Source organism: Paracoccus aestuariivivens, assembly GCF_009711225.1.
In the GTDB taxonomy this organism is placed as follows: Bacteria; Pseudomonadota; Alphaproteobacteria; order Rhodobacterales; family Rhodobacteraceae; genus Paracoccus; species Paracoccus aestuariivivens.
The window spans coordinates 330,351-342,764 of the sequence record NZ_WMIE01000002.1 but is presented as its reverse complement, the minus strand read 5'-3'; the positions used below and the strand labels follow the sequence as shown (position 1 = coordinate 342,764).

The 12,414-nt window shown below is 60.2% G+C and carries 12 protein-coding genes; 3 read left to right on the top strand and 9 right to left on the bottom strand.

Translation table 11 applies throughout. The annotated features are described in order from the left end of the window. The 8 genes from GL286_RS07195 to GL286_RS07160 all read right to left on the bottom strand — a co-directional run bounded on the left by GL286_RS07195 (position 1) and on the right by GL286_RS07160 (position 8,891). Complete coding sequence (locus tag GL286_RS07195; protein ID WP_155094854.1) at positions 1–807, bottom strand: ABC transporter permease; 807 nt, start codon at positions 805–807, stop codon at positions 1–3. Beyond that, positions 804–1,673 (bottom strand): ABC transporter permease, encoded by an 870-nt coding sequence (locus tag GL286_RS07190; protein WP_155094853.1) that lies wholly within the window; start codon positions 1,671–1,673, stop codon positions 804–806. Before GL286_RS07190 ends, GL286_RS07195 begins: the two co-directional genes overlap by 4 nt. A gap of 99 nt (positions 1,674–1,772) precedes the next feature. Continuing rightward, positions 1,773–2,198 (bottom strand): secondary thiamine-phosphate synthase enzyme YjbQ, encoded by a 426-nt coding sequence (locus tag GL286_RS07185; protein ID WP_155094852.1) that lies wholly within the window; start codon positions 2,196–2,198, stop codon positions 1,773–1,775. Beyond that, positions 2,195–3,643, bottom strand: a complete 1,449-nt coding sequence (locus GL286_RS07180; protein WP_170295083.1) for a DNA recombination protein RmuC — start codon at positions 3,641–3,643, stop codon at positions 2,195–2,197. The genes GL286_RS07185 and GL286_RS07180 overlap by 4 nt, the downstream gene beginning before the upstream one ends. Before the next feature lie 137 nt (positions 3,644–3,780). Further along, on the bottom strand, positions 3,781–4,194 hold the full coding sequence (locus GL286_RS07175; RefSeq protein WP_155094851.1) for a BLUF domain-containing protein: 414 nt from the start codon (positions 4,192–4,194) through the stop codon (positions 3,781–3,783). A gap of 1 nt (position 4,195) precedes the next feature. Then, positions 4,196–6,187, bottom strand: a complete 1,992-nt coding sequence (gene rpoD, locus GL286_RS07170; RefSeq protein WP_155094850.1) for an RNA polymerase sigma factor RpoD — start codon at positions 6,185–6,187, stop codon at positions 4,196–4,198. A 151-nt stretch (positions 6,188–6,338) separates the two neighbouring features. Then, on the bottom strand, positions 6,339–8,264 hold the full coding sequence (gene dnaG / locus GL286_RS07165) for a DNA primase (RefSeq protein WP_155094849.1): 1,926 nt from the start codon (positions 8,262–8,264) through the stop codon (positions 6,339–6,341). Between the two features lie 42 nt (positions 8,265–8,306). After that, a complete protein-coding gene (locus GL286_RS07160; RefSeq protein ID WP_155094935.1) occupies positions 8,307–8,891 on the bottom strand; it encodes a TetR/AcrR family transcriptional regulator in 585 nt (194 codons plus the stop codon). Between the two features lie 98 nt (positions 8,892–8,989). On the opposite strand from GL286_RS07160, the gene GL286_RS07155 reads away from it, so the two are divergent. Together GL286_RS07155 and GL286_RS07150 are read left to right on the top strand one after the other, a co-directional pair. Then, positions 8,990–9,346 (top strand): hypothetical protein, encoded by a 357-nt coding sequence (locus GL286_RS07155; protein WP_155094848.1) that lies wholly within the window; start codon positions 8,990–8,992, stop codon positions 9,344–9,346. An 11-nt stretch (positions 9,347–9,357) separates the two neighbouring features. After that, positions 9,358–10,521 (top strand): alpha-hydroxy acid oxidase, encoded by a 1,164-nt coding sequence (locus tag GL286_RS07150; protein ID WP_155094847.1) that lies wholly within the window; start codon positions 9,358–9,360, stop codon positions 10,519–10,521. A gap of 8 nt (positions 10,522–10,529) precedes the next feature. On the opposite strand, the gene GL286_RS07145 is transcribed toward GL286_RS07150, so the two are convergent. After that, a complete protein-coding gene (locus GL286_RS07145; protein ID WP_170295081.1) occupies positions 10,530–11,537 on the bottom strand; it encodes an acyltransferase family protein in 1,008 nt (335 codons plus the stop codon). A gap of 180 nt (positions 11,538–11,717) precedes the next feature. On the opposite strand from GL286_RS07145, the gene GL286_RS07140 reads away from it, so the two are divergent. After that, complete coding sequence (locus GL286_RS07140) at positions 11,718–12,341, top strand: 50S ribosomal protein L25/general stress protein Ctc (RefSeq protein WP_155094845.1); 624 nt, start codon at positions 11,718–11,720, stop codon at positions 12,339–12,341. Positions 12,342–12,414: the final 73 nt, after the last annotated feature.

The following is a 12,414-nucleotide window of genomic DNA, read 5'->3' as shown; positions in this document are numbered from 1 at the left end:
TCACAGGAAGCCTCCGGTATCCTTGGCGCCGGTCTTGGCGATGCCGCGACGGCGGAAATATTCGGCAATGGTCAAAAGGATGATCGACATGAGCACCAGCACCGTTCCCAGCGCCATGATCATCGGGATCTGTTTCGGGAAGCGCAGCTGGCTGTAGATATAGGTCGGCAGCGTCGGCTCATTCCCGGCAAGGAAAAAGGCGATGATGAATTCATCGAGGCTGATCGTGAAACTCATCAGCAAGGACGAGATGATACCCGGCATGACCAGCGGTAGGATGACCAGCCGGAACGCGCTCCATTTCGTTTCGCCAAGGTCATAAGCGGCTTCCTCCAGCGAACGGTCGAGCGAATTGAACGCCGTTGTCAGGATCACCGTGGCATAGGGCATGCAGATCAGGGTGTGGCCCAATATTACGGTCAGGATGTTCAACTGCACTCCAAGCGACAGCAGCACGACCAGCAGCGAGATCGACACGATGATTTCAGGCAGCACCAGCGGCAGCATGATCAGGCCCATGATCGGACCTTTGGCCGGAAACTCGAACCGCGTCGAGGCACGCGCCGCGAAAACACCAAGGCAGGTGGCAAAGATCGACGAACAGACCGCGATGGTCAGCGAGTTTCCCAAGGCCCGTCGCATCGAGGCATTCTCGAACATCTGCAGGAACCACTGGGTGGTGAAACCCTTCAGCGGAAACGCGATGATCGTGCCCGAGTTGAACGCGAATATCGGCAGCAACACGATCGGCGCATACAGGAACAGCAGGTAGCAGATCGCGTAGGCGCGCAGACCCCCGCCCTTCATTGCCGCACCTTCAGGAAGCGACGGTTCATGGCGACGAAAATCAGGCTGAACACGGCAACGATCAGCATCGCCGTCACCGCCAGCGCCGAACCCAGCGGCCGGTTATCAAGATCGAGCATCTGCGACTGGATCAGGTTCGCGATCATCGGGATCTTGCCTCCGCCGATCAGCGCCGGGGTGACGTAATCACCGATGGTCGGGATGAACACGATCAGCGACGCCGCAACCACGCCCGGCATCGCCAAGGGCAGCGTCACACGCCAGAATGTCATGGCACGGCTTTCGCCCAGATCGCGGCCAGCCTCAAGCAGCGAGCGGTCGATCTTTTCCAGAGCTATGAAAATCGGCAGGATGGCGAAGGGCGCATAGGCGTGTGCCAGCGTGATTACCATCGAATTGATATTGTACAGCAGGAAGCTCAGCGGCTGCTCGATGATGCCCAGCGTTTTCAGGCCGGAATTGACCACGCCATTATAGCCGAGGATGACTTTCCACAGAAAAACGCGGATCAGATAGCTGGTCCAGAACGGGATGGTAATCAGGAAAAGCCACATCGACTTTTTCGAGGGCGAGACGACGAAGCTCAGGAAATAGGCCACCGGAAATGCCAGCACCACGGTCACCAAGGTCACCAGCGCCGCCACCCCGAGCGAGCGCAGCATGACCGTTCGCACGATCGGGTCGGTCCATACCGCGCGGTAGTTATCCAGCGTGAACTCGCGGATGACGGTCAGATATCCGTCCTTGAGAAACGAGTACGCCAGAATGGTCAGCAGCGGCGCTGCCATGACCAGAAGGGCGTATCCCAACGGTGGCGCGATCAGGGTCAGGCCCTGAGCACTTTGTGATCGGTTACCTGAAGCCATCCCCGGTCCTTAAACTGCAACCCTGCCCGTTTGTTACGCAAGTTTTCATAACAAATTGTCAAGTGAAAGGAACTTCGAACCAACTGACTGCGACACTATTCAGTCTGCCTGAAACTTCACCAATACCTCGCGCCGATGTGGGGCACGGCGATGCTCGACAAGGTAGATCCCTTGCCAAGTCCCAAGCACCATCCGGCCCTTTTCGACCGGAACTTGCAGGCTGGTCGGCAACACCGCCGCCTTGAGATGGGCGGGCATATCGTCCGGCCCCTCGGAGCGGTGGGTGATCCATGCCATCGACGCATGGTCAGCAGAGGGTGCAATCCGGTCAAGCCAGTCCAGCAGGTCGCGCCGCACATCGGGATCGGCATTTTCCTGAATGAGCAGCGAACAAGAAGTGTGCCGCACGAAAACCGTGACAACCCCGTCTGTTGCCCCGTTCAAGACCAGAAACCTCTCGATCTCGTCAGTGATATCGTGGCAGGCAGCGCCTTGCGTCGCAACGATCAGGCGAAACAGCGTCATTCTGCAGCCTCTTCGGGCGCTGACAAAGTCGCGCCGTCATGATCCAGCCCGATCCGCTTTTGCGTCCGTGCGCCCAATTCGCGCAGCATCTCGGCCTGCCGGATGACATTGCCCGAGCCGCGCGTCAGCCGATCAATCGCAACCGCATGGCTTTTCTGCGCCTTGTCCAGCGCAGTGCCAACCTCTTCCATCGCGGCGACGAAGCCATGCAGCTTATCGTAAAGCTGCCCTGCCCGACCGGCAATCAGCGCGGCATTCGATTCGCGGCGCTCGACGGTCCAGATGTGATCGACCGTGCGAAGCGTCAGCATCAGCGTCGTCGGAGTCGCAAGCCCGACACGGTTCTCCATCGCATAGCGGGCAAGATCGGGATCGACCCGCAGGGCCTCGGAAAAGGCACCTTCGACCGGAATGAACATCAGGACATAATCGACCGAGCCTTCGTCCAGTGCCTGATAGCCTTTCGCGGCAAGCTGGGCGACGTGACCGCGAACCGACGCGACGTGACGACGAAGCGCCACTTCGCGCAGGTCCGGTTCTTCGGCATTCACCGCCTCTTCATATGCCACCAGCGAGACCTTGCTGTCGATCACCAGCACCTTTTTCTGAGGCATTTTCACGATCACATCGGGACGCCACAATTTGCCGTCGGCATCGCGCTGACTGGTCTGGGTCAGATAATGCGTCCCCGAAATCAGGCCGGAATCCTCAAGAATACGCTCAAGAATCATCTCGCCCCACGCGCCGCGCTTCTGGCTGTCGCCTTTCAGCGCGCGGGTCAATGCGACCGCCTCGTGCGAGATCTGCTCCGAGCGTTTGTGAAGAAATTCGATCTGCTCTTTCAGACGGGCGCGTTCCTCATCCGTCGCCTTGTTGCGGGCCTGCAATTCGGTCTGGAAACGGTTCACCTGCTCTTTGAACGGGGTCAGCAAGGCGTTCAACTGGTCGCCATGAGACTTCTGCATCTCGGCCCCCTGACTGCGCAGACTTTCATTGGCCATCAAGCGGAATTGACCGGTCATTTCCTCGCGCAGTTCGCGCAGGGTCTGGATGTCACGCTCGGCCGATTCGCGGTCCTTGTCGGCAGCAAGACGGGCCTCGGCCAATTCGCGCTGCAAATTTGACAGGTTGCCGCGCTCGCGGTGCAGTGCGTCGGTCAGTTCATCGCGTTCTTCGATCAGTTCCTGCAGTCGCTCCGACAGGCTCTCGGTCCGTGTCTCGCTGCGGCTCAAGGACAGAAGTTGTTCGCGTAGGGCTATGCTTTCCTGATCGAGACGATGGCGCAGATCCGTTTCGGCGGCCTGGAACCGCGCCGACAGCAGGCGGACATTCTCGCGGGAGCGGCGGACCGACCGCCACAGCGCGCCGACCAACCCGACCAAGACAATCAACAAGACCTGAAGATTTCCACTATCCTCAAGCCATGCAGGAATATTTTGCCCCACTGCTCGCACCCTTCAGGGCCGGCCCAGACCGGCCGTTTTTATGCCTTTGGAACGAGTGTTCACTTTTTACCCCGTGAAATCAAGGGTTCCGGCAGGCATGGGCCCGATACTGGCCGACGCCCGACCTGTTCCGGTCTCTAGCCGGATTTTTCGCGAAAACGAAATTGCATGAACTGCAGAAGGCCGGTGGCGAACAGTTTCAGATCGCTGACCTGAATACCTTGATCGGCCACATAATCGAACAACGTACCTGCGCTCGAAGTCCCGAAGCCCATTTGCCAATTCGGGAACCGCCGTTCGGTCTGGTTGCCACGCCACAGAAATTCGACATCGCGGTGGCGCTGGTCGCGGACAATCATCTGCCCGACATCGTCCAAGGGAAGCGCTGGTCCCTCGAGCCATTGGTAGAACCGGCCATCCTCAAGATGCAGATAGCCGGTTAAACCCAGTTCGAGATTCCGCGTTCTGGCCTCATGTAGAATATCCGCACATTGCGTTGATCTTGCGGTCAACTCTGTCCGGCTTCGATAAAGGAAGAACGCGGTCTCCAAATTATTGATCCAAGAACGACCGCAATTTACGCGAACGGGAAGGGTGCTTGAGCTTGCGCAGCGCCTTGGCTTCGATCTGGCGAATCCGTTCGCGGGTCACCGAGAACTGCTGCCCGACCTCTTCCAGCGTGTGGTCGGTGTTCATGCCGATGCCGAAACGCATCCGCAGAACCCGCTCCTCGCGAGGGGTGAGGCTGGCCAGAACGCGGGTCGTGGTTTCCTTCAGGTTTTCCTGAATGGCGGAATCCAGCGGCAGGACCGCGTTCTTGTCCTCGATGAAATCGCCGAGCTGGCTGTCTTCCTCGTCCCCGATCGGGGTTTCGAGCGAGATTGGCTCCTTGGCGATTTTCATCACCTTGCGAACCTTCTCCAGCGGCATCTGCAGCTTTTCTGCCAGTTCTTCCGGGGTCGGCTCGCGGCCGATTTCGTGCAGCATCTGGCGACCGGTGCGGACCAGCTTGTTGATCGTCTCGATCATATGGACCGGGATACGGATCGTGCGGGCCTGATCCGCGATCGAGCGCGTGATCGCCTGACGGATCCACCAGGTCGCATAGGTCGAGAACTTGTAGCCGCGGCGATACTCGAACTTGTCCACGGCCTTCATCAGACCGATATTGCCTTCCTGAATAAGATCAAGGAATTGCAGACCACGGTTCGTGTACTTTTTAGCAATCGAGATCACCAGACGCAGGTTGGCCTCGACCATTTCCTTCTTGGCCTGACGGGCCTCTTTCTCGCCGCGCTGGACCTGGTTCACGATGCGGCGGAATTCTTCGATATCCACGCCGACGTGCTGGCCGACCATGGCCATATCGCCGCGCAGGTTTTCGACCTGCGTGCGGGATTTCTCGAACAGAACCTGCCAGCCACGGCCTTTATTGGCCTCCATCCGGTCGATCCAGGTCGGGTCCAACTCGGCACCGCGATAGGCGTCGATGAACTCGCGACGGTTGATGCGGGCCGCGTCGGCCAGTTTCACCATGCCCGAGTCGATGGTCACGATGCGACGGTTGATGCCGTAGATCTGGTCGACCAGAGCCTCGATCCGGTTGTTGTGCAGGTGAAGCTCGTTCACCAGCCCGACGATACGCGAGCGCAGGTGTTGATAGGCGATCTCTTGTGCCGCCGAGAACGTGCCATCCTCGTTCAGCGTGGCGGACATGCGGTTGTCCTGCATATGCGCCAATTCTTCGTAACCGTTCGCAATCGCTTCGAGCGTTTCGAGGACTTTCGGCTTCAGCGAGGCTTCCATCGCCGAAAGCGACAGGTTCTGGCCGTCCTCGTCCTCTTCCTCGTCATCGGCGCGGCGCATCGGGTTGCCGTCGGCGTCGTATTCCTGCTCGTCGCGGGCAGCGCCGTTGCCGGCAGCACGCGGAGTCGCATCGGCCTCGGGGAGAACGACGTCTTCTTCGCCTTCCTCGTCCATCGAACGGCCGAAGGTGGTTTCAAGGTCGATCACGTCGCGCAGCAGGATGTCTTCGTCCAGAAGTTCCTGACGCCACATGGTGATGGCTTTGAAGGTCAGCGGGCTTTCGCAAAGACCCGCGATCATCGTGTTGCGACCAGCCTCGATCCGCTTGGCGATGGCGATCTCGCCCTCGCGCGAGAGCAGTTCGACCGAGCCCATCTCGCGCAGATACATGCGGACGGGATCGTCGGTGCGGTCCAGCTTCTCGGTTTCGGTGGTGGCGATGGCGACTTCGCGCGAGCCCGAGCCGGTCGTGGCCAATTGGCCGGCCGAATCGTTCTCGTCGGTTTCTTCATCCGATTCGACGACGCGGATGTCCATTTCGGACAGCATCGACATCACGTCTTCGATCTGGTCGGAACTGACCTGTTCCGGTGGCATGACAGCGTTCAGCTGATCATAGGTGATGTAACCGCGCTCACGCCCTTCGGCGATCATGCGTTTCACCCCAGCCTGACTCATATCCAGCGAGTGATCGTCGTCCTTGGTGTCGGGCTTCTGGTCGTCGTCATTGGCTGCCATGCTGGCTCCCTTAAGCGGTGATTCGCGAATCAGCGAATCGGGATCGGCGTATCGGCCGTTTCTAACCAAGTCGCGGACAGAATCAAAGCCCGCCCCATGGTGAAAGACCCTGGTGATTCGGCGCTGCCGATTCGCACGGCGGCGCACAGTGTCATCGGCGCGGTTTGCGCCATATTTCGTTCTCGAGCGCGGCTTTCAACTGCGCCGAAAGCGCTGCGCGGTCCTCGCCCAAATCGGACAGATCGGCAAGCGAGGGATGGTCGGCCTGCTGACGGGCACGGGCGGATTGCGCCACCCGCCAGGTCAGCCCCTCATCGGCAAGACCCTCGATCTCGGCTTCGGCGCGGGCGATTTCATCGCGGGCCGCACGGCGGGCCTCGATCCGGTCCAGAGCATTGGCCAGAATCCCTCCTGCCGAATCGTCCGGACTGGGGCGCAGAATGGCCGGAGCGGTCCTGACATGGGGCTCTGCCATGATGCTTTCAAGGGCGCGCTGCCCCGCCTGCGACTGGCTTCCGGCCAGCAAATCATGGACCAAGGCCGCCCGCTCGGGATCCGCTGGCTCCAACCGTTCCAGCCGCGGTTCGACCGGCTCGATCAGTTCCGGATGGGTAGCGCAGATCGCAAGGATCATTGCCTCGATCATCATTTCGGCGGTGCGATCATCCGCATCGGGCGAGGATAGCCACGAAGCCCGCGTCGATGCGACCGGCGCGACCGGCAGCACCTCTCCGCGCATGCCTTTGGGTTGCCAGGTCTGGCGTGGCCGCGCGGTCTGGGGCTCGCGGCGACGCTGGCCGAACAGCTCCCATTTCATCTGCTTGAGTGCCGAAAAGTAATGGTCGCGGGTGTCCTTGTCGGGGATTTTCCCGATTGCGTCCCCCAGCGCCTTGTCCAGCGCAGCCTTGCGTTCGGGACTGTCGAAAACCTTGCCATCCGTCTCGCGCCGCCACAGCAGATCGACCAATGGCTTGGCATCATCCAGCACCGTGGACATCGCGCCCGCCCCACGGGTCCGAATCAGATCGTCGGGGTCCTGCCCCTGCGGTAGAAATGCGAATCGCAACGCCTGCCCCGGTGCGGTCATCGGCAGCGCGAGGTCGATCAACCGGATCGCCGCGCGCAGGCCTGCGGTATCGCCGTCCAGAGATATCACCGGCTCGGGCGAGATCCGCCACATCAGGCGCAACTGATCCTCGGTGATCGCGGTTCCCAGAGGGGCGACCGCGCCATCGAAACCGGCGCGAACCAGCGCGATCACATCCATATAGCCTTCGGCGACGATCAACGGCTTGCCCTTGGCGACCGCCGCACGCGCCGGACCAACGTTGTAGAGGTTCCTGCCCTTGTCGAACAGAACAGTTTCCGGTGAGTTCAGGTACTTGGCCCGCGCATTCGGGTCCATCGAACGGCCACCGAAGGCGATGCAACGCCCGCGACCGTCGCGGATCGGGAACATGATCCGGCCACGGAATCGGTCAAAGGGCGCGCCACCGTCGTCAGGTTTCGCCGCCAGCCCCGCGTCGATGATCAGCGCGTCGGAAATACCCTTTGATCGCAGCGCGTTGAACAGGCCCTGACGCTGATCGGGGGCGTAGCCGATACCGAACTGCTCGCAGGCCGCATCGTCCAGCCCGCGCCGCGCCAGATAGGCCCGCGCCTCCGAGGCAAGCCCCATGCCAAGCTGCATCCGGTACCAGCGGACGGCTTGCTCCATGACCTCGACCAGTTCGGTGCGACGATCAGCGCGTTCGACCTGCCGCGGATCGCGCTCGGGCATTTGCAGACCGGCTTCTGATGCCAGAAGCTGCACCGCCTCGATGAAGCTCATCCCTTCGGCTTCGCGCAGGAAGGTCAGCGCATCCCCTTTGGCATGGCAACCGAAGCAGTAATAAAACCCCTTCTGGTCATCGACATGGAAAGACGCGGTTTTCTCGCCGTGGAACGGACAAGGCGACCACCAATCCCCCTTGGCCTGATTCGAACGGCGCAGGTCCCAGACGACCTTGCGCCCGATCACGCGTGAAAGGGGAATGCGGGCACGGATTTCATCAAGGAACTGGGGCGGAAGACTCATGCCCTCTTATATCCGCTCGCGCACCGGACTTGAAAAGGGAAATCAGGCCCCGACCGCGCCGCGAACCAGATCCCAATAGATTGCGACGACACGTTCCTGGTCCAGACGCCCGTCCTCGCGGTACCAATTGGTGACACCGGTCAGCATCGAGATCAGCGCCATCGTCGCCAGTCTGCGGTCGGGCAGTTTCATCGTGCCCTCGGCCTCGCCCGAGGCGAGAATCGCTTCCAGCGCATCCTCGTATTCACGCCGCAATGCTGCGATGGCGCGGCGATTCTCGGGGGCAAGGCTGCGCAGTTCCATATAGGACAGGAACACCGCCTCGGGGCGCTTCAGGCTGGTCTGGATGTGGAAGCGCAGGAAAGATTTCAAACGATCAAGTGCGGGAAGCGCCGGATCATCGGACCATTCGGCCAGCAATTCCTCCATATGGCCGCGCAGCAAATCGGCCAGCAATGCTTGCTTGTCGGCCGTATAGGCGTAAAGCGTACCGACCTGCACACCGACATCGGCCGCGATCTGGCGCATCGAGACGGCATCATAGCCGTGGCGCGCGAAAAGCCGTAACGCCGATTCGCGAACCAGCGGGCCGGTAATTTCTGCTTTGGAACCATGTGTTCGGGCCATGCCATGTTCTATGGTGCGGGCAATGGCAGGAAAAGACCGCATCTTGTATCCGGTCGCAACGCGCGACTATTGTGACACCCAACCGGACGGGGGAGAACATGACGGCGAGACAGATCGGTTGGGTGCTGGCACTGCTGGCACTGACAGGCTGCGACGACCGCATCGGGGACTATCCTGCCCTGCTTCCGACCAACCAGATTCTGGCCGAGCCTGCTTTGCCCGCCCATGCCGCAGATGCGGCCAAAGATCCCACCGCCACAACCGATGCCCTACGCGGCCGCGCGGCCGGCCTGACAGCCAGAGCCGCAGGACCCGTAGCGCATGATCCAGATCTGGCAGATCGGGCCGACGCCTTGCGGGCGCGAGCCAATGAACTGAGCAATGCCTCGCTGGATGCCTGCCCCAAGGGCGCGCCCTGCGATGACCCCGACATGCCACAAGACATCGACCAATAGGAGTAAGGCCAATGCCCGTGATCACCTGTATCGACGATCTCAAGACGATCTATCGTCGTCGGGTGCCGAAGATGTTCTACGATTATGCCGAAAGCGGCAGCTATACCGAGAGCACCTTCCGCGAAAACACCACGGACTTTGCCAAGATCAAACTGCGCCAGAAGGTTGCGGTCGACATGACGGGCCGCACCACCGATAGCACGATGATCGGGCAAAAGGTCGCCATGCCAGTCGGGCTTGCCCCGGTCGGTCTGACCGGCATGCAATCAGCCGATGGCGAAATCAAGGCTGCGCAAGCTGCCAAGAAATTCGGCGTGCCCTTTACGCTTTCGACCATGTCGATCTGCTCGATCGAGGACGTGGCCGAGGCGACGCAACATCCTTTCTGGTTCCAGCTTTACGTCATGCGGGATCAGGAATTCCTTGAGGCGATCATCGAGCGGGCCAAGCGGGCCAACTGCTCGGCGCTGGTGCTGACGCTGGATCTGCAAATTCTGGGGCAGCGCCACAAGGATCTAAAAAACGGCCTGTCCGCTCCGCCCAAGCTAACCCTACCGGTGATGATGGATCTAGCGACCAAATGGCGCTGGGGTCTTGAAATGCTGCAAACCAAGCGGCGTTTCTTCGGCAACATCGTCGGCCATGCGAAAGGCGTCGGCGACACGTCCTCGCTGATGAGCTGGACCGCCGAGCAGTTCGATCCGCAGCTTGATTGGGGCAAGATCGCCCGCATACGCGAGCTTTGGGGCGGCAAGCTGATCCTGAAAGGCATCAACGATCCCGAGGACGCCCGCATCGCCGCCGATTTCGGAGCAGACGCCATCGTCGTCAGCAACCACGGCGGACGACAGCTTGATGGCGCGGCAAGCTCGATCCGGATGCTGCCGGACATTGTCGAGGCCGTCGGCGACAAGATCGAAATCCATCTGGATAGCGGCATCCGCTCGGGTCAGGACGTCCTCAAGGCGCTCGCGATGGGTGCCCACGCGACATATATCGGTCGGGCCTTTATCTACGGTCTTGGCGCGATGGGCGAAGCGGGCGTCACCAAGGCGCTGGAAGTGATCCGCAAGGAGCTGGATATCTCGATGGCGCTTTGCGGCGAGCGTGACGTCAAAAACCTGGGGCGTCACAACCTGATGATCCCCAAGGATTTTCTGGAACCCTACCTGTAATCTGCCAGTCAAGGCTCCTGCATGGGAGCCTTTGACGTCCGCGTAGCAACCGCTGTTTTCCAGTAACGCATCAACACGGGTCGCAGCAGGACAAATACTTCTGCGACCAGCACAGATCCGACGACACCGACCAGCAAATATATCCAGATGTTGTCGATCCCGAAATGTCGCATCACCTGGATCAGAAAGATGTGCAGGAAATATATGCTGGACGACCACAGGCTTAGATCGACCGCAGGTTTGGGAAGATCAAGCCTGAGAAACCCGATGAACAGCAGGGCGACCGCAGGATAGGAAAGCAGAGGCAGTTCGGGAATTGCGGGCAACTTTGGCCCGTACATGAAAAACGAGATCGACGCCTCGAACAACCGAAGCGTGAAAAGAACGAACACGAGAGTCCAGACCACGCTGGTGCGTGGCAATGCCTCGATCCCCCGTTCGGCGACAAACTTTGCGATCAGGTAACCGATCGCCGCGAAGGGGAAGATCACCGTCAGCCCGTTCCGGACAACTTCCGTGGACAATTGCCAGATCGGGGCGAATGTCATCACCGCCAGCGTGATTTCCAGAATGCCCGCCAGCACGGCCCCCACGATTAGGGGCTTCACGCCACTGCCCGTCCTCTCCCCCACCCAGAGAAGCGCCAACAAGATCAGCGCCGCATGCAGCAGGCCCGCGACATACCAAAGATGCATCGGGCCCCAGAACATGTTCCAGAGGGCTTCGGACCACGGCATGTCGCCCCGCATCCACATCGGCGCGTAAAAGACAGTCCAGAACACATAAAGGAACACCAGCCCGCTCAGCCATTTATTGGTCTTTCCGCGCTGGTGAATGAAGAATAGCAGGAAACCGGACAGGATCGAAAAGGCCGGAACCATGCTTCGCAATAGCCCGATGCCGGTCACGAAGCTCCACCCGACGAGGTGGTTGTTGATCAGGATCGAATGGCCAAATACGACCCCGATCGCAAGGAACAGCTTCAGGTAATCGACCGAATAAAATCTCGCTAACATAATTACGCCCTGACCAAGCTGTCGGCCAACATGGCCCCACACGCTATGAGAGCGACTCCTTTTCCATTTTGGCAATAGGATTCGTTCTTCCCATTTTACCGGAGTTGGTCTATAGGCCCCCATTCCGGCCATGCACCCTTGGAGGATGGCCGCAATTTGTCACATGTAAGGAATACCGAAATGGCCAAAGAGATCCCTGATCTGGTCGTCGAGGCACGCGCGGGGACAGGCAAGGGGGCCGCCCGCCAAGCCCGTCGCGAAGGTAAAGTGCCCGGCATCGTTTATGGCGACGGCAAAGAGCCGCAGCCGATCCAAGTCGAGTTCAACTCGCTTCTGACCAAACTGCGCGCAGGCCGCTTCCTGTCGACGCTGTGGAACCTGAAAGTCGAAGGCCAAGAGGACGTTCGCGTCGTCTGCCGCGGCGTTCAGCGTGACGTGGTCAAAGACCTGCCGACGCATATCGACTTCATGCGCCTGCACCGCGACACCCGCGTGAACCTGTTCATCCACGTCACCTTCGAAAACCATGAAGCTGCTCCGGGCCTGAAGCGCGGCGGCACGCTGGTTGTGGTCCGTCCCGAAGTTGAACTGATGGTCACCGCGTCCGAGATTCCGGATCACATCACCGTTGACCTGACCGGCCGTCAGATCGGCGACACGATCCACATCAACGACATCGAGCTGCCGAAAGGCGTCAAGCCGACGATCGACCGCAACTTCGTCATCGCGAACATCGCAGCTCCCTCGGGCCTGCGTTCGGAAGACAATGCGGAAGCCGCCGAAGGCGACGCAGCCGAGGCATAAGCCTTGCGTTGACGCGTGCGGATTTCACGCGACCGGATTGGGCGGCATCCTTGCGGGTGCCGCCCTTTCTCTT

Excerpts from the sequence above, each read along its gene's own strand:
- GL286_RS07195 (WP_155094854.1), bottom strand. The coding sequence starts at position 807 with ATGAAGGGCGGGGGTCTGCGCGCCTACGCGATCTGCTACCTGCTGTTC.
- GL286_RS07190 (WP_155094853.1), bottom strand. The coding sequence starts at position 1,673 with ATGGCTTCAGGTAACCGATCACAAAGTGCTCAGGGCCTGACCCTGATC.
- GL286_RS07185 (WP_155094852.1), bottom strand. The coding sequence starts at position 2,198 with ATGACGCTGTTTCGCCTGATCGTTGCGACGCAAGGCGCTGCCTGCCAC.
- rpoD (WP_155094850.1), bottom strand. The coding sequence starts at position 6,187 with ATGGCAGCCAATGACGACGACCAGAAGCCCGACACCAAGGACGACGAT.
- dnaG (WP_155094849.1), bottom strand. The coding sequence starts at position 8,264 with ATGAGTCTTCCGCCCCAGTTCCTTGATGAAATCCGTGCCCGCATTCCC.
- GL286_RS07160 (WP_155094935.1), bottom strand. The coding sequence starts at position 8,891 with ATGGCCCGAACACATGGTTCCAAAGCAGAAATTACCGGCCCGCTGGTT.
- GL286_RS07155 (WP_155094848.1), top strand. The coding sequence starts at position 8,990 with ATGACGGCGAGACAGATCGGTTGGGTGCTGGCACTGCTGGCACTGACA.
- GL286_RS07150 (WP_155094847.1), top strand. The coding sequence starts at position 9,358 with ATGCCCGTGATCACCTGTATCGACGATCTCAAGACGATCTATCGTCGT.
- GL286_RS07145 (WP_170295081.1), bottom strand. The coding sequence starts at position 11,537 with ATGTTAGCGAGATTTTATTCGGTCGATTACCTGAAGCTGTTCCTTGCG.
- GL286_RS07140 (WP_155094845.1), top strand. The coding sequence starts at position 11,718 with ATGGCCAAAGAGATCCCTGATCTGGTCGTCGAGGCACGCGCGGGGACA.